Source organism: Clavibacter nebraskensis NCPPB 2581 (genome assembly GCF_000355695.1).
GTDB classification, from domain to species: domain Bacteria; phylum Actinomycetota; class Actinomycetes; order Actinomycetales; family Microbacteriaceae; genus Clavibacter; species Clavibacter nebraskensis.
Genome location: NC_020891.1, coordinates 1,692,251 through 1,709,300, shown reverse-complemented (window position 1 = coordinate 1,709,300; position 17,050 = coordinate 1,692,251). Strand labels below are relative to the sequence as shown.

12 protein-coding genes are annotated in these 17,050 nt (G+C 72.4%); 5 read left to right on the top strand and 7 right to left on the bottom strand.

Annotation, left to right across the window (positions count from 1 at the left end):
- The first annotated feature begins 142 nt into the window (after nt 1–142).
- The gene (gene sepH, locus CMN_RS08050; protein WP_015490330.1) at nt 143–1,333 is read left to right on the top strand and encodes a septation protein SepH; all 1,191 of its coding nucleotides are present in this window, start codon (nt 143–145) and stop codon (nt 1,331–1,333) included.
- Between the two features lie 60 nt (nt 1,334–1,393).
- Here sepH and CMN_RS08045 read toward each other — a convergent pair whose 3' ends face one another.
- Complete coding sequence (locus tag CMN_RS08045) at nt 1,394–2,533, bottom strand: alkaline phosphatase family protein (protein ID WP_015490329.1); 1,140 nt, start codon at nt 2,531–2,533, stop codon at nt 1,394–1,396.
- Nucleotides 2,534–2,618: 85 nt separating this feature from the next.
- On the opposite strand from CMN_RS08045, the gene CMN_RS08040 reads away from it, so the two are divergent.
- On the top strand, nt 2,619–5,165 hold the full coding sequence (locus CMN_RS08040; RefSeq protein WP_015490328.1) for a DNA gyrase/topoisomerase IV subunit A: 2,547 nt from the start codon (nt 2,619–2,621) through the stop codon (nt 5,163–5,165).
- Nucleotides 5,166–5,246: 81 nt separating this feature from the next.
- Here the strand turns inward: CMN_RS08040 and CMN_RS08035 are convergent, their stop codons facing one another.
- Nucleotides 5,247–7,325, bottom strand: coding sequence for a DNA gyrase/topoisomerase IV subunit B (locus CMN_RS08035; protein WP_015490327.1), 2,079 nt, complete (start codon nt 7,323–7,325; stop codon nt 5,247–5,249).
- A 214-nt stretch (nt 7,326–7,539) separates the two neighbouring features.
- On the opposite strand from CMN_RS08035, the gene CMN_RS08030 reads away from it, so the two are divergent.
- Complete coding sequence (locus CMN_RS08030; RefSeq protein WP_012038337.1) at nt 7,540–7,767, top strand: DUF7455 domain-containing protein; 228 nt, start codon at nt 7,540–7,542, stop codon at nt 7,765–7,767.
- Nucleotides 7,768–7,869: 102 nt separating this feature from the next.
- Here the strand turns inward: CMN_RS08030 and CMN_RS08025 are convergent, their stop codons facing one another.
- The 5 genes from CMN_RS08025 to CMN_RS08005 form a co-directional block, all read right to left on the bottom strand.
- Nucleotides 7,870–8,604, bottom strand: a complete 735-nt coding sequence (locus tag CMN_RS08025; RefSeq protein ID WP_015490326.1) for a type 1 glutamine amidotransferase — start codon at nt 8,602–8,604, stop codon at nt 7,870–7,872.
- Nucleotides 8,601–9,881: a Mur ligase family protein gene (locus CMN_RS08020; protein ID WP_015490325.1), complete on the bottom strand. Its 1,281-nt coding sequence runs from the start codon at nt 9,879–9,881 to the stop codon at nt 8,601–8,603. Before CMN_RS08020 ends, CMN_RS08025 begins: the two co-directional genes overlap by 4 nt.
- A gap of 3 nt (nt 9,882–9,884) precedes the next feature.
- Entirely contained in the window at nt 9,885–11,342 is a 1,458-nt protein-coding gene (locus CMN_RS08015) for an RNA polymerase sigma factor (RefSeq protein ID WP_015490324.1), read from the bottom strand.
- Nucleotides 11,343–11,589: 247 nt separating this feature from the next.
- Nucleotides 11,590–12,912 carry an MFS transporter gene (locus CMN_RS08010; protein WP_015490323.1) on the bottom strand — a complete coding sequence of 441 codons (1,323 nt, stop codon included), beginning with the start codon at nt 12,910–12,912 and terminating at the stop codon, nt 11,590–11,592.
- A gap of 73 nt (nt 12,913–12,985) precedes the next feature.
- Nucleotides 12,986–13,906 carry a proteasome assembly chaperone family protein gene (locus CMN_RS08005; protein WP_015490322.1) on the bottom strand — a complete coding sequence of 307 codons (921 nt, stop codon included), beginning with the start codon at nt 13,904–13,906 and terminating at the stop codon, nt 12,986–12,988.
- A gap of 166 nt (nt 13,907–14,072) precedes the next feature.
- Between CMN_RS08005 and CMN_RS08000 the strand changes: the two genes are divergently transcribed.
- Together CMN_RS08000 and lpdA are read left to right on the top strand one after the other, a co-directional pair.
- A complete protein-coding gene (locus CMN_RS08000; protein ID WP_015490321.1) occupies nt 14,073–15,581 on the top strand; it encodes a leucyl aminopeptidase in 1,509 nt (502 codons plus the stop codon).
- Nucleotides 15,582–15,672: 91 nt separating this feature from the next.
- Nucleotides 15,673–17,046 carry a dihydrolipoyl dehydrogenase gene (gene lpdA, locus CMN_RS07995; RefSeq protein ID WP_015490320.1) on the top strand — a complete coding sequence of 458 codons (1,374 nt, stop codon included), beginning with the start codon at nt 15,673–15,675 and terminating at the stop codon, nt 17,044–17,046.
- Nucleotides 17,047–17,050 lie beyond the last annotated feature (4 nt).

Genomic DNA, 17,050 nt, shown 5'->3' with positions numbered 1-17,050 from the left:
ACTGAGTGCCATCCGCCGCCGTGATCCCGCGTCCGTGCGCTCTCGTCCGACACAAGTCGCGGCGCGCCACGCGTATTCCCCGGAAGAGGGGCCGACTCGTGTCATCGTGAATCGTCCAGTGAGCGCGAGAGGCGTGGAACACATGCAGGATCTGAAGATCGTCGGAGTCGAGGACGGCGCCCTCGTCGTCGAGGCCGCGGGCGGTGACCGGCACCGTCTCGTGATGGACGACGCGTTCCGCTCCGCGTTGCGCCGCCAGTCCACCGACGGCGGTGCCACGCGCAAGGCCGCGCCGCGCATCATCCAGTCCTTCATCCGCCAGGGCATGAGCGCCGAGGACGTCGCGCGGGAGACCGGCGCGTCCGTCGAGTACGTCCGCAAGTTCGAGGGTCCCGTCGTCGCCGAGCGCGAGCACGTCGTCCGCAGCGCGATGAAGGTGCCCGTGCACACCGCCATCGAGGTCGACCCGATGGGCCAGGGCACGCTGTTCGGCCAGGTCATCGAGGAGCGCCTCGAGTCGCTCGGCGCGCAGGAGGTGCGCTGGAGCAGCTGGAAGGAGCAGCTCGGCGGCTGGGTCGTGAAGGTCGCCTTCACGAGCGAGGAGATCGAGCACGACGCGCGCTGGTCCTACGACGCGAAGAAGCACGCGCTCTCCCCCGCCAACAACGAGGCGATCACCCTCTCGCAGCAGGGCGAGATCCGCGGCGTCCTCATCCCCCGCCTGCGGGCGCTGCCGCCCGAGGCCGTCGACACGCACGAGGAGGCCGGGGTCACGCGCTTCGACAGCGGGGCCTTCCGCCTGCCCGAGCCGACGGCGTCGAGCACGCAGGACACCGCTCCCCAGCTGTGGGAGGCGCCTCGCCGCGATGAGGGTGCGTTCGTCTCGCACCTCGGGCGACAGGGCAACCACCCCGCCGGCACGCAGCAGCCGGCGCGGGTCGCCCAGGTGGAGCTCAACGAGACCGCGGACCTGCTCGAGGCGCTCCGGCGCCGACGGGGCGAGCGGGAGTCCGTGCCGCGCGAGGACGAGGGCGACGACGTCGCCGAGGACGCGCCCGCGCCTGCCGCCCGGCGCGACGAGCCGCTGTCCCGGCCGCGCGGCGGCCAGCGTTCCGTGCCGCCGCTGCGGTCCGCGGTGATCCCCGGCATCGGCCGCGTCGACGCGGGCCGCGACCTGCCGCGCGACGAGGCCGAGGACGAGGGCTTGCGCACGCCCGGCACCGGCGAGGGCCGCGGGTCCGGGAAGCCCTCCGGACGACGCGGACGCACGGCGATGCCGAGCTGGGACGAGATCGTCTTCGGCGCCCGCAGCGACGACGACCACCTGGCCTGACCACCCGCGTCATCCGGCCGGATCGCCCCGAGGGCGGCCCGGCCGTCGGCGTCCGGCGGCTCAGCCGCGCGCGAACGCGCCGGCGCGGATGAGCGGCACCAGGCGCTCCTCGTCCGAGGACGACCCGTGCTGGCCGACCATCCGACGGGCGCCCTGGTCCCGCGGGCGGCCGTCGTAGTAGGCGATGAGCGCACGCGTCGCGACGACCACGTCCCCGATGCGCGCCGCGACGCCCTCGCGGACGGGTCCGTACCAGTCCGCGGCCATGGCCTCGGCGCGCGTCGCGACGTGGGCCCGCGTCCCCTCCGAGGCGCGCCAGGCGTCGGCCAGGGCGCCGGCATCGGCGCCGGGCTCCACGTGGAGGTGCAGGCAGCGCGGCTCCCCTGCCACGTGCCGGACGCCCGCGACCAGCTCCGGCACCCTGTCGAACAGGACCTGGGATGAGGCGGGCACGTCGACGATGCCGTGGTCGGCGGTGATCAGCGCGCCCTCGCGCGGGCCGAGGCGGTCGAGGAAGGGACCCGCCGCCTGGTCGAGCTCCTCGAGGGACCGGAGCCAGCGGTCCGACTCCCAGCCGTGCGAGTGGGCGACCTGGTCGAGCTCGGGGACGTAGAGGTAGGCGAGCGCGCGCGGCTCCCGGTCCAGGAGCGCGCGGGTGGTCGCGAAGCGCTCGGCGATCGACTCCGCCGCGACGTAGGTCGCACCCCGCAGCGCCGCGCGGGAGAACCCGGATCCGGCGTAGCGGGCTGCCCCGACGACGAAGGCGGGGACGCCCGCGGCGACCGCCCGCTCGAACACGGTCGGCACCGGCTGCCACTCCTCCGGCACGCTGCGCGCGTCCCATCCGGACAGCAGCTTGAGGACGCGGTCGTGCGCGGGATCCAGCGCGGCGTAGCCGACGAGGCCGTGCTCTCCCGCGCGCACGCCGGTGGTGAGCGAGGTGATGCTGGCGGCGGTCGTGGTGGGGAAGCCCACGTCGACGACGTCCTTCTTCCCCCAGCGCTGCACCAGGTGGCGCGCGTGGCCGGCGCGGGCGCGGAGGGCGGCGGAGCCGAGCCCGTCCACAAGGACGACCACGGCACGGTCGACGGGCGGGAGGCCGGCTTCCGACTCCTCCCCCGCGAGGGCCGCGAGGCAGCCGGGCATGACCGCGGTGAGGCTCATCCGGCGGGATCCGGACGCCGGTAGCATGGGGGCCATCCGGCCCAGTCTGCCACAGCGGCCGGGCGCGCATCCGCGTCACGACGCCGATCAGGCGCAGCGCCGATCCCGACCTAGAGAGTCCATGAGTCCCTCCACCACGAACACCACGCCCGACGAGCCCGCCGAGCGGATCGAGGACGTCGACGTCTCCACCGAGATGGAGAACTCGTTCCTCGAGTACGCCTACTCCGTCATCTACTCCCGAGCCCTGCCGGATGCGCGCGACGGGCTCAAGCCCGTGCAGCGGCGCATCCTCTACCAGATGAGCGAGATGGGCCTCCGTCCCGACCGCGGGCACGTGAAGTCCGCGCGCGTCACGGGTGAGGTGATGGGCAAGCTCCACCCGCACGGCGACTCGGCCATCTACGACGCGATGGTGCGCATGGCGCAGCCGTTCACGCTCCGGGTGCCGCTCATCGACGGGCACGGCAACTTCGGGTCGCTCGACGACGGACCCGCGGCGCCGCGCTACACGGAGGCCCGGCTGGCGGCCTCCGCCCTCGCGATGGTCGAGGGGCTCGACGAGGACGTCGTCGACTTCGTCCCGAACTACGACAACGCGTTCATGCAGCCGGCGGTGCTCCCGGCGGCCTTCCCGAACCTGCTCGTGAACGGCGCGAGCGGCATCGCCGTCGGCATGGCGACCAACATGGTGCCCCACAACCTCATCGAGGTCGTGGGCGCCGCGCGTCACCTCATCGACCACCCGGACGCCACGCTCGACGACCTCATGGCCTTCGTGCCGGGGCCCGACCTCCCCACGGGCGGCACGATCATCGGCCTCTCGGGCGTCAAGGACGCCTACCTCACGGGCCGCGGCAGCTTCAAGACCCGCGCGCGCGTCTCCGTCGAGAGCCTCACGCCGCGGAAGTCGGGGCTCGTCGTCACCGAGCTGCCGTACCTCGTCGGCCCCGAGAAGGTCATCGAGAAGATCAAGGACGGCGTCCAGAACAAGAAGCTGTCGGGCATCACCAACGTCACCGACCTCACCGACCGCACGCACGGCCTGCGGCTCGTCATCGAGATCAAGACGGGCTTCAACCCGGAGGCGGTGCTCGAGCAGCTGTACCGCTACACGCCGCTGGAGGACGGGTTCAGCATCAACAATGTCGCGCTCGTCGACGGCAGCCCGCAGACGCTCGGGCTGAAGGAGCTGCTGCAGGTCTACGTGGCGCACCGGCTCGACGTGGTGACGCGGCGCACGCGCTACCGGCTCGCCCGGCGGCAGGAACGGCTGCACCTCGTCCTCGGCCTGCTGATCGCGATCCTCGACATCGACGAGGTGATCCAGGTCATCCGCGGCAGCGACGACACCGAGCAGGCGCGCGCGCGGCTCATGGACGTCTTCGACCTCTCGACGCTGCAGGCCGACTACATCCTGGAGCTCCGCCTGCGCCGGCTCACGCGGTTCAGCCGCATCGAGCTGGAGGAGGAGCGCGACCGCCTGCAGGCAGAGATCGCCGAGCTCGAGGCCATCCTGGCTGATCCCCGCCGGCTCCGCGCCCTCGTCTCGACCGAGCTGCAGGAGGTCGCCGACCGCTTCGGCACGCCGCGCCGCACGCTGCTCACCGAGGCCGCGCCGAGCGTCGCGGGGGCGGCGAGCCGTCGGTCGGCGCCCGTGCTCGAGATCGCCGACGTCCCGTGCCGGGTGCTGCTGTCGACCACGGGCCGCGCGGTGCGGGTCGACCTGCCGGCCGACGCGCCGGGAACGCCCCTGCAGACCGTCCGCCGCAGCTCCCATGACGCGGTCCTCACCGCGATCGAGACCACGAGCCGCACGCGCATCGGCGCCATCACGAACACCGGCCGGCTCATCACCATGACGCCGGTCGACCTGCCCGTCGTCCCCGTCGCGAGCGTGCAGCTCGGCGCCGGCGTCCGGATCCGTGACTACCTGGGCCTCACGGACAAGAAGGAGCGCGTCGTCGCGCTCGTGGCGCTCGGCACCGAGGAGGCGATCGCGCTCGGCACTCGCCAGGGCGTCGTCAAGCGCATCGCCCCGACCGCCCTGCCCGCGAAGCCCGAGTTCGAGGTCATCGCGCTGAAGAAGGGCGACGAGGTCGTCGGCGCGCGACAGGGCGCGGAGACGGACGAGCTCGTGTTCGTCACGAGCGAGGCGCAGCTGCTGCACTTCCCCGCGGTGTCGGTGCGTCCCCAGGGCATCCAGGCGGGCGGCGTCGCCGGCGTCAACCTCGCGTCCGGCGCACGCGTGCTGTTCTTCTCCTCCGTCGCCCCCGAGGGCGCCCAGGTCGTGACGGTCTCGGCGTCCTCCGCCACCATCACGGGCGTGGATCCCGGCCGGGCGAAGGTCAGCGCGTTCGGCGACTTCCCGCGCAAGGGCCGCGCCACGGGCGGCGTCCGCGCGCACGCGTACCTCAAGGGCGAGGACCACCTCGCCCTCGCCTGGGTCGGCCCCGGGCCCGCCCTCGCGGTGGGGCCGGCCGGCGAGGTGCGGCAGCTCCCGCCCACGGGAATGAAGCGCGACGGGTCGGGCATCCCGCTGGAGAAGGCGATCGGGAGCGTCGGCCAGGCGGTCACCCCCGCCGAGGCGCCCGACGCCGCGTCCGGCGCGGCCGCGGGCGTCGTCGAGCCGTCGGCCGAGGACGGCTCCGCGCCGCTCGAGACGTAGGCGCGTCGGCGCCACGGACGCGGACGGCCGCGGACCAGGAGGGTCCGCGGCCGTCCGCGCATCCGGCTCGTGGCCGGCGCGTCACACGTCGATGCGGTCCCGCACGGATCCGGCGCCGTCGATGATGAACTCCTTGCGGGGCGCGACGTCGTTGCCCATGAGCAGCTCGAACATGCGGGCGGCGGCCTCGGCGTCGTCGACGCGCACGCGGCGGAGCGTGCGGTTCCGGCGGTCCATCGTGGTCGTCGCCAGCTGGTCGGCGTCCATCTCCCCGAGGCCCTTGTAGCGCTGGATGGGGTCCTGGTAGCGCTTGCCCTGCCGCTTGGCCTGGGCGAGCACCGCCGCGAGCTCGCGCTCGGAGTAGGTGTAGATCACGTCGTTGGGCTTGGACCCCGGGTTCATGACCACCACCCGGTGCAGCGGCGGCACGGCGGCGAACACGCGGCCCTCGTCGATCATGGGCCGCATGTACCGGAAGAAGAGCGTGAGCAGCAGCGTGCGGATGTGGGCGCCGTCGACGTCGGCGTCGCTCATGATGATGATCTTCCCGTAGCGCGCCGCCGACAGGTCGAACGTGCGGCCGGAACCCGCGCCCAGCACCTGGATGATCGAAGCGCACTCCGTGTTGGAGAGCATGTCGGGCAGCGACGCCTTCTGGACGTTGAGGATCTTCCCGCGGATGGGGAGCAGCGCCTGGTACTCGCTGTCGCGCGCGAGCTTCGCCGTGCCGAGCGCCGAGTCGCCCTCGACGATGAACAGCTCGCTGTTGGCGACGTCGTTGGACCGGCAGTCCACGAGCTTCGCCGGCAGCGACGAGCTCTCGAGCGCGTTCTTCCGGCGCTGCGTCTCCTTGTGGGTGCGCGCGGAGATCCGCGACTTCATCTCCCCCACGACCTTCTCGAGGAGCACGGCGGTCTGCGCCTTGTCCTCGCGGCGCGTCGACGCGAAGCGCTCGGCCATGGCCTTCTGCACGACCTGGGACACGATGGCGCGCACCGCGGGCGTGCCCAGCACCTCCTTGGTCTGACCCTCGAACTGCGGCTCGGGGAAGCGCACCGTGAGCACGGCGGTGAGGCCGGCGAGCACGTCGTCCTTCTCGAGCTTGTCGGTGCCGACCTTGAGCTTGCGCGCGTTGGCCTCGACCTGCGCGCGCACGAACTTGAGCAGGCCCGCCTCGAAGCCGGCCTGGTGGGTGCCGCCCTTGGGCGTCGAGATGATGTTGACGAACGACTTGAAGCGGGTGTCGTAGCCCGTGCCCCAGCGCAGCGCGATGTCGACGGCGCACTCGCGCGTGAGCTCGGTCGGCACCATGGCGCCGCCGTCGGTGAGGACGGGCACCGTCTCGGTGAAGGTGCCGGATCCCTCGAGCCGCCACGTGTCGGTGAGCGGCGCGTCGACCGCCAGGTGGTCGACGAACTCGGCGATGCCGCCGTCGAAGCGGAACGACTCCCGCACCGGCTGGTCGCCGCGCAGGTCCTCGATGTCGATGCGGAGCCCGGGCACGAGGAAGGCGGTCTGGCGCGCGCGGCCGAGGAGCTCCTCGGTGAGGAAGGACGCGCCGCGGGTGAAGATCTGCCGGTCGGCCCAGTAGCGGATGCGCGTGCCGGTGACGCCCTTGCGCACCTTGCCGACGACCCGCAGCTCGCTGCCGGACGTGAAGGGGCGGAACGGCGAGTCGGGGGTCGCCTCGCCCGGGTCGTCGAAGATGCCCGGCTCGCCGCGGCGGAACGACATGGCGTACGTCTTGCCGCCGCGGTCGACCTCGACGTCGAGGCGCTCCGACAGGGCGTTGACGACGGAGGCGCCCACGCCGTGCAGTCCGCCCGAGGAGGCGTAGGAGCCGGATCCGAACTTGCCGCCGGCGTGCAGCTTGGTGAAGACGACCTCGACGCCGGAGAGGCCGGTCTTGGGCTCGATGTCGACGGGCACCCCGCGTGCGGTGTCGCGGACCTCGACGCTGCCGTCCGGATGGAGCCGCACGTCGATCAGGTCGCCGTGGCCGCCGAGAGCCTCGTCCACGCTGTTGTCGATGATCTCCCATAGGCAGTGCATGAGACCGCGCGAGTCGGTCGATCCGATGTACATGCCGGGCCGCTTGCGCACCGCCTCGAGGCCCTCGAGGACGGAGAGGTGACGGGCGGAATAATCGGATGCTGCCACGTGCTGTCCTCCATGTGCGTCCGGCATTCGCGGGACGCGAGCCGACATCGAGCTTAACCGTCGCCCGCCGCCTCCCCCTCCGAATCGCCGTCCACCGCCCTGCCCCCTACGCGCAGAGCGAAACAGGCGTCCACGGTCGGGTCGAGTGCCGGGAGCACGTGGTCTACTTGATCCATTCGGCTCGACCCAGATCCGACCCGGAGGGGAGCATCACATGACACCGACCGCGACCGAGCGTCCCGTGGACGAGCTCGACAACCACCAGCTCACCGCCAACGACCGCTGCGACAGCTGCGGCGCCCAGGCCTACATCCGCGTCGAGGTGAACAGCAGCGAGCTCCTCTTCTGCGCCCACCACGGCAAGAAGTACCAGGAGAAGCTGTCGGCCATCGCCACGAGCTGGCACGACGAGTCGAGCCGCCTGCTCGACGAGCGCGCCTAGGACGACCCGCGCCGGCATCGCCGGTGCACGCCGAAGGGCGCATCCCCTGTGGGGATGCGCCCTTCGTCACGTCCGGGGCCGTCGACGACCGCCCGCGCCGTGTCAGTAGTGCGCGGGTCGGGCCATCACGGTCGCGCGCGCCTCGCGCGCCCAGCCGTCGAGCCGCTCCAGCGTGCCCGAGATGTCCGCGGGCAGCTCTCGGCCGTGCCGTGCGAGCGACGACGCCAGCAGCTCGTCCGCGAGCTGCGGATTGAGCGCGAGCACGGGGCCGCCGAGGTGGGTGCCGATGGAGGCGCCGACGCGCACGCCCTCGCCCCCGCCCTGGCCGCCGTTGCCGAAGCCGGCCCGTACCGTCCCGAGGGGCGCGTGCTCGCCGATGTCGAGGGTCGACCCGTGGTTCTCGTAGCCGACGACCTCCCCCTCCGGCGTGTCGAGCACCAGGTCGCCGACGCGTCGCTCGGCCGTCAGGATGGTGCGGACCGGCAGGACGCCGGCGCCCACGAGCTCGCCGCCGTCGACCAGGCGCACGGACTCCCCGAGCAGCTGCAGGCCGCCGCCCACCGCGAGGATCGGCACGCCGGCCTCGCGGAGCGCGACGAGGCGCGGGGCGTGCGCGACGAGGTCGGGCAGGACGGCGCGCTGCGCCGTGAGCGGCCCGGATCCCACCACGACCAGGTCGGCGTCACTCGGGTCGCCGCCGCCCGGCGCGTGCCGGACGACCTCCGTGCGGATCCCGCGGATGCGCGCGCGCTCGACCAGCACGGTCACGTTGCCGCGGTCGCCGTTGATGCCGAGCTCCTCGGGGTAGAGGTGCAGGATGCGCAGCGCGTCGCTCACGCGGGTCCTCCCTCGAGATCCGTGTAGCCGAGGATGCGACGGATCGCCATCATCTGCTCGTAGTTCACGATCATGGTCTTGACGCCGCGGGACGGCTTCTCCAGGGCGAGGAACGCCTGCACGGCTCGACGCAGGTCGGGCTCGACCCGGCCGACCTCGAGGCCCTCGTATCCGAAGCGCACGGCCAGCTGGTAGCCCTTCGTGCCGGAGACGACGTCGGCGTGCGTGAGCGCGGAGAGGTCGGTGTCGTAGATCCACGAGGGGTCGGGCGTGCCGTCGTCGACGGCGAGCAGCACCTGCTCGGGCGGATCGCCCAGCGCGTCGAGGTTCATCTGCAGGCTGGCCGGGTTCTTCATCATGATGATCTCGATGTCCTCGTCGCCCGCGCGCAGCATCTCGCCGCGCCCGTAGACGGCGGCGACGGAGCCGAGACCCGTCGCGGCACGCGCCGGGTCGAAGCGGTCGCCGAGCACCCGGCGCGCGGTCGCCAGCGCACCCGCGGCGTCGACGGCGTAGTGCAGGCCGCGCGACGGGAGCGTCACGGGGAGGTCCCCGGACGCCAGGCGGAACACGGCGTCACGGCCGGAGAGCGCCACGGCCTCGACGCCCGCGGCCACGTGCACCGTGTCGGGGTCCTCGGAGCCGAACCGGGGGGCGGACGCCAGTCCGTGCTTGCTGTCGCCGAGGAGCTCCTCGGACACGCCGAACCAGTCCACGGCGGCGCGACCTGCACGCGCGGTGTGCGCGGCGATGGCGTTGACGTGCGCGTCGTCCCGGTTGGCGACGACGGCCTCGGTCGCCGTGTCGGCGATCCGCTCCAACATGCCGACCACGCGGTCCGGCTCGTGGAACCGGTTGAGCTGGTCGATCTGGATGTTGAGCAGCAGGACCGTGCGCGGCGTCAGCAGCGCGGAGAGCGCGACGCCGTAGGCCTCGTCGATCTCCAGCACGGCGACGTCGGCGTCCAGCCGACCCGACGCGTCGGCGTCCGCGAGCACCGCGGACGCGATGCCCTGTGGCAGGTTGCCGCCCGACGGGTTCGTGAATACGCGGAAGCCGTGCGCACGGAGGACGGCGGTGAGCATGTGGGTGGTGGTCGACTTGCCGTTTGAGCCGGTGACCGCGACCACGCCGTGCGGCAGGTCGGCGATCGTGCGCTCGAGGAAGCGGGGGTCGATGCGGAGGGCGACGACGCCGGGCACGGCGGAGCCGCCGCCGCGGAGACGGGCGGCCCAGCGGGCGGCCCGTCCCGCGGCGACGGCGAGGCGCAGGGGCACGGCCTACTCGAGGTAGTCGCGCAGCGACTGCGAACGCGACGGGTGGCGGAGCTTGGCCATGGTCTTCGACTCGATCTGGCGGATCCGCTCGCGCGTGACGCCGAACGTGTCGCCGATCTGGTCGAGCGTCTTCGGCATGCCGTCTCCGAGGCCGAAGCGCATGCGGATCACGCCGGCCTCACGCTCGGACAGCGAGTCGAGGAGCGACTCCAGCTGCTTCTGCAGCATGGTGAAGCCCACCGCGTCGGCCGGGACGACCGCCTCGGTGTCCTCGATGAGGTCGCCGAACTCGCTGTCGCCGTCCTCGCCGAGGGGGGTGTGCAGCGAGATGGGCTCGCGGCCGTACTTCTGGACCTCGATGACCTTCTCGGGCGTCATGTCGAGCTCGCGCGAGAGCTCCTCGGGCGTGGGCTCGCGGCCCAGGTCCTGGAGCATCTGGCGCTGCACGCGGGCCAGCTTGTTGATGACCTCGACCATGTGCACCGGGATGCGGATAGTGCGGGCCTGGTCGGCCATGGCGCGCGTGAGGGCCTGGCGGATCCACCACGTGGCGTACGTGGAGAACTTGAAGCCCTTGGTGTAGTCGAACTTCTCGACCGCGCGGATGAGGCCGAGGTTGCCCTCCTGGATGAGGTCGAGGAACTGCATCCCTCGACCCGTGTAGCGCTTCGCCAGGCTGACCACGAGGCGGAGGTTCGCGCCGAGCAGGTGGCTCTTGGCGCGCTGGCCGTCGCGCGCGACCCAGCGCAGCTCGCGCTCGAGCTCGCGGGAGATGCCGGGGGTGTTCGCCAGCTTGTCCTCGGCGAACAGGCCCGCCTCGATGCGCATGGCGAGCTCGACCTCCTCAGCGGCGTTGAGCAGCGCGACCTTGCCGATCTGCTTGAGGTAGTCCTTGACGGGGTCCGCCGTGGCGCCGGTGATGGTCGTCGAGTAGACGGGGACGTCCTCGTCCTCCTCCTTGTTCGACAGCACCATGGCCCCGGTGGGGAGCGGCTCGAGCACGACGGGTGCCTTGGCCGCGCCGTCCTCGACGACCTCGTCGTCGGTGTCCTCCTCGGCGACCGGGACCACGACCTCCTCGGCGTCGTCGTCGGACGGCTCGCCGGAGTCGGCGGCGGCGGTCTTCTTCGCGGCGGTCTTGCGCGGCGCCTTGGCGGGCGCGGCGTCACCCGACGCCGCGGCGGCCTTCTTGGCGGCGGCGGCCTTGGCCCGGGCGGTGGGCGCCTTGGCGGGAGCGGCGGGCGCGTCCTCGGCCACGGCGTCGTCGTCGGCGGCGGCGGCGGCCTTGGCGGCGGCGGCCTTCGTCGGGGCCTTGGCGGTCCCGGTGGTCTTCGGCGCTGCGGCCTTCTTGGCGGGCGCGCGCTTCGCGGGTGCCTTCGCCTCACCCGTCGCGGCGTCGTCGGCCGTGCCGGTCGCGGCGGCCGCGTCCAGGGTGGCGGACGGGGTGGAGGGGGTGGCCATGCGAACACCTTTCGTCCCCACGACGACCGGTCGTGCGCTCCGCGGTGACGCTGCGGGGTGACCTGCCGGAGGTGGGTCGGGGTTGTTTTCGGACATTGCTAGGACCCATGTCAAGTCCGCTGCTCGAACACCACCGAGGTGATGCCGCCACCGAGGTGGCGTGAGATGCAGGACATGAACGGGTCCGTACCTGATTATTGCACGGATGGGCGCGGGGGCGAGCCAATGCGCCCAGTACGGGCCGGCGTCACGCCCGGCGTCGGCGTCGCCTGTCGAGGTAGGCAACCCAGAGGGGCCCCACGCGTATTCCCTCGTCGGCGAGCAGGCGCCGTGTCCGTCGGCGGGTCCGCACCAGCATCAGCGCCCCGAAGCCCACCACGAGGTACTGCACGGCGAATGCCACGCGGAACGAGTCGAACGCGTAGAGGTCGCTGGGCGCACCGCCGGCGACGCGGATCCCGTCCTGCACGTCGAGGGCGATCCCGATGAGCAGCATCATGGTGAAGCTCGCGGTGAACCCCGCGACGTTCACGATGCCGGACGCCGCGCCGAGGCTCCGGGGAGGGTTGAACGTGCGCGCGAAGTCCAGACCCACCTGCGAGCCGGGGCCGCCGATGCCGATGGCGACGACCACCAGGATCACGACGGCCAGCGGCGGCACGCCTGGCCAGAGGAGCAGGACCGCCCAGGCCGCGCCCATCATCGCGACGACGCCGAGCACGAGGTTGGAGCGGCGGAACGGGAAGCGCCCGGTGAGGATCCCGATCACGGGCCCCACGACCATGCCCGACGCCACGATCACGATCAGGAGACCGGACGCGAGCGCGGGGCTGTACCCCAGGCCGTCGACGAGGAACGGGAAGCCCCAGAGGAGGCTGAAGACCACTCCCGAGGACTGCGTGACGAAGTGGGACCAGAAGCCGAGCTGCGTCCCCGGCCGGCGCACGCTCCGTCCGAGCTCCCGCATGGAGTCGCCCCAGGGCACGCGGGGAGGCGGCGCATCCCCCGTGGGTCGATCGCGCACGGCGACGACGACGGCGACGAGGGCGACGACCGCGACGGAGGCCGAACCCAGGAACGCCGGCGTCCACCCCGCCGTGTGCAACACGAGCGAGAGCGGGATGGCCGACAGCACCTGCCCGAGCTGGCCGACGTTGGCGAACCACTGCGACAGCACCGGCACGCGCGGGCCGGAGAACCAGGAGTTGATGAGCCGCAGTCCGGACACGAACGTCATCGCATCGCCGGCGCCCACGAGCATGCGACCCAGGATCGCGACCTCGAGCGTCGTGGAGAGCGCCAGGGTGACCTGCCCGGCCACCATGAGGAGCGCACCGGTCGCGAGCAGGGCGCGCGGGCCGATCCGGTCGATGAGGACGCCGACCGGGATCTGCAGGGCCGCGTACACGACGAGCTGCGTCACCGCGAGCGTCGAGAGCAACGACGCCGAGGCGTGGAACCGTTCTCCCGCCTCGACGGAGGCGATGCCGAGGGACCCGCGCTGGAGTACGGACGAGAGGTACGCGACCATGGCGACGCCGAGGACGATGCGGGCGCGGCGGGTGCTCATCGGCACGAGGATACCGACCCAACGCGCGTCACCCGGCGCGTCCGGGTGTACCTGGCCGATCAGCTCGAGGGCGTCACACCGCGTCGCCGTCGCCGGGGCGGCGGCGGGCGAGGAACTTCTCCAACTCCGCCGCGATCTCGTCGGCCGTCGGCAGGGCGCCGTCCTCGTCCGTGAGCGGGGACTTGAGGGGCGTGTCCTCCATGTAGCTGTCGTAGCGCTCCTCGAGCGTCGTCACGAGGCGGGCCAGCTCCTGGTTGCCCGCGACCTGCTCGTCGATGCGGCCGACGAAGTCGCGGCCCTCCTCGCGGAGCCGGTCGGTCGGGAAGATGAGACCGGTGGCGGCGCTGATGCTCTCGAGCGCGGCGACCGCGGCGAGGGGGAACTCCGTGTCGGCGAGGTAGTGCGGGACGAGGAGCACGAATCCCGCGACGGGGTGCCCGACATCGTGCAGGCGGTGCTCGACCAGGTGCAGCGCGTTCGCCGGCACCTGCGTGTTCGGCTTCCACACGCTGAGCGCGTCGATGAGCTCGGTGCGGTTCCCGCTCACCGTGACGTTGATGTCGCGCGTGTGCGGCACGGGCATGGGGATGGCGTGCACCCACGTGGTCGTCGAGACCCGGTAGTGGTCGACGATCCCGAGGACGGCGGCGGTGAACGCCTCCCAGCGGAAGTCGGGCTCGAACCCGGTGAGCAGGAGGAACGGCTGCCCGATCTCGTCGTGCGCCAGGTAGAGCGCCAGCCGCGCCGGGCGGTAGTCGGCGAGGTGGTCCTGGTCGAAGTGGATGGTGGGGCGGCGCGCGCGGTAGTCGAGGAGCGTGTCGGTGTCGAAGCGCAGCACGTCGCGGTGGCTCAGGGTGCTCAGGAGGTACTCGCTGACCTGGGACACGCCGGATCCCGCGTCGGAGAACCCGGTGAGCACGGCGACCAGGGGCAGGCCGGTCGGGACCTCGCCGATGTCGGTGTCGATCTCGTACAGTCCGTCCGCGTCAGCCATGGATCCACTCTAGGCCGCGCCTCCGACGGCCCCTCCCGGAGGGGGCGGCGTGCGTGCCGCCGAGAGCGAACACGGTCGACGAGCCCCGGGCGGCCCCCATCCGCCGATCCACGACGCCTCGCGCTCCGCGCCGACGCCTCCGCGCCCGTCGGTAGGCTCGTCGCCCATGACCCTCCCCCAGCTCTCCGTGTCCTCCGACCGCGCCGTCGACGTGGAGGCCGACGCGCTCGTCGTCGCCGTCTCCAGCGAGAGGGAGGGGATCCGGGTGCACGCGCCCGAGGGCCTCGAGCTCGACGTGGACGGCCTGTCCGCCGTCGGCGTCACCGGCGGCCGCGACGAGGTCGTCCGCGTCGCCGGGACGGGGACGGCCGCCCGCACGATCGCGCTGGTGGGAGTGGGCTCGGGCCCGCTCGACGCCGTGGCGCTCCGCTACGCCGTCGGCAGCGCCACCCGCCAGCTCCGCGGCGTCGAGCGCGTGGCCGTCGCGGTCCCCGTCACCTCGCTCGTCGAGCTCACCGCCGTGCTCGAGGGCGCGGCCCTCGGCGTCTACTCCTTCGACTCCTACCGCAAGGACTCGCTCGCGGGCCAGAAGCCGCGGGCCTCGGCCGTCACCGTCATCGCCGAGGGCGACTCCTGGACCGCCGAGGACGCCGACGAGGCCGTGGCGCGCGCGCTCGCGGTCGCGGGCGCGGTGGCGGGCACCAAGGACCTGGTCAACACCCCGCCCCTCGACCTCTACCCCGCGACGTTCGTCGACGCCGTGCGGGAGCGCACGAGCGGGCTGCCCGTGGACGTCCGCGTCTGGGACGAGGACGCGCTCGCGGCCGACGGCTTCGGCGGGATCCTCGGCGTCGGCCAGGGCTCGACGCGCCCGCCCCGCCTCGTGAAGGTCGCCTACTCCCCCGCCGGCGCGACGCGCCACCTCGCGCTCGTGGGCAAGGGCATCACCTACGACACCGGCGGCATCTCGCTGAAGCCCGCCGTGCCGATGATCGGCATGAAGTACGACATGACCGGCGCCGCCACGATCCTCGAGGTCCTCGTCGCCGCCGCGCGGCTCGAGCTGCCGGTGCGCCTCACCGCGTGGCTCTGCATCGCCGAGAACATGCCCTCCGGCTCCGCCATCCGCCCGGACGACGTGCTGCGCATGCGCGGGGGCACGACCGTCGAGGTCCTCAACACGGATGCCGAGGGCCGACTCGTGATGGCCGACGGCATCGTCGCCGCCAGCGAGGAGCACCCGGACGCCATCGTCGACATCGCGACGCTGACGGGCGCGCAGGTCGTGGCACTCGGCGAGCGGTACTCCGCGGTCATGGGCGAGGACGCCCTCGTCGCCCGCCTGCTGGACGCGGCGCGCGAGCAGGGCGAGAGCATGTGGGGCATGCCGCTCCCCGAGGAGATGCGCGCGCTCCTCAACTCCGACATCGCGGACATCGCCAACGTCAAGCCCGGCAACCCGGCGGGCGGCATGCTCGTCGCGGGCGTGTTCCTGAAGGAGTTCGTCGGCCGGACCGGCGACGCCGAGGACGCTCCCCGGATCGCGTGGGCGCACATCGACATCGCGGGTCCGTCGCACAACAAGGGCGGCGGCCACGGCTTCACGGGGAAGGGCCCGACGGGTGTGGCGGTGCGCACGCTCCTGGCCCTGGCCGCCGGGTTTTCACGCGCGTAGTAGGCTCGGAGAGGCCTCCTGAGGGGGTCCCGCGCCTGCCCGGTCGGGCGGTCGCATGAGACGACCTTGATGCATACGAGGGAGATCCTGGGTGTCGGAACAGAACTTTGACGTGGTGGTGCTCGGCGGCGGGAGTGGCGGCTACGCGGCAGCGCTCCGTGCGGTGCAGCTGGGCAAGACCGTGGGCCTCGTGGAGAAGGGCAAGCTGGGCGGCACGTGCCTCCACCGCGGCTGCATCCCCACCAAGGCCCTCCTGCACTCGGCCGAGGTGGCCGACGTGTCGCGGGAGTCGGAGAAGTACGGCGTCAACGTCTCGTTCGACGGCGTCGACATCGCCCGCGTGAACGCGTACCGCGAGGCGATCGTCGCCAGCAAGTACAAGGGCCTGCAGGGTCTCATCAAGGCCCGGGGCATCACCGTCATCGAGGGCGAGGGCCGCCTGACGTCCGGCACCACCGTGCAGGTCGGCGACCAGACCATCACCGGGAAGAGCGTCGTCCTCGCGACCGGCTCCTACTCCCGCACGCTGCCGGGCCTCGAGATCGGCGGCCGCGTCATCACGAGCGAGCAGGCCCTCGAGCTCGACTACATCCCGAAGAAGGTCGCGATCCTCGGCGGCGGCGTCATCGGCGTCGAGTTCGCCTCCGTCTGGCGCTCCTTCGGCGTCGACGTGCAGATCATCGAGGCCCTGCCCCACCTCGTCCCGAACGAGGAGGAGTCCATCAGCAAGCAGTTCGAGCGGGCGTTCCGCAAGCGCGGCATCGCGTTCTCGCTCGGCGTTCGCTTCAAGTCGGTCACGCAGGACGACCAGGGCGTCCAGGTCGCCCTCGAGGACGGCACCACCTACGACGCCGACCTCCTGCTCGTCGCCGTGGGCCGCGGTCCGGCGACCCAGGGCCTCGGATTCGAGGAGGCGGGCGTCAAGACGGACCGCGGATTCGTGCTGACGGACGAGCGCCTCCAGACCAGCGTCCCCGGCGTCTACGCCGTCGGCGACATCGTCCCCGGCCTGCAGCTCGCCCACCGCGGCTTCCAGCAGGGGATCTTCGTCGCCGAGGAGATCGCGGGCAACAAGCCCGTGGTCGTCGAGGACATCAACATCCCCAAGGTCACCTACTCCGACCCCGAGGTCGCGAGCGTCGGCTACAGCGAGGCCAAGGCCGTCGAGAAGTTCGGCGCCGACAAGGTCTCCAGCTACGAGTACAACCTCGGCGGCAACGGCAAGAGCTCCATCCTGGGCACGGCTGGATCCATCAAGGTGGTCCGCGTGCAGGACGGGCCCGTCGTCGGCATCCACATGATCGGCGCCCGGGTCGGCGAGCTCATCGGCGAGGGCCAGCTCATCGTGAACTGGGAGGCCTACCCCGAGGACGTCGCCGGCTTGGTGCACGCCCACCCCACTCAGAACGAGGCGCTCGGCGAGGCCCACCTGGCTCTCGCCGGAACGCCTCTGCACGCCCTGTAGCACC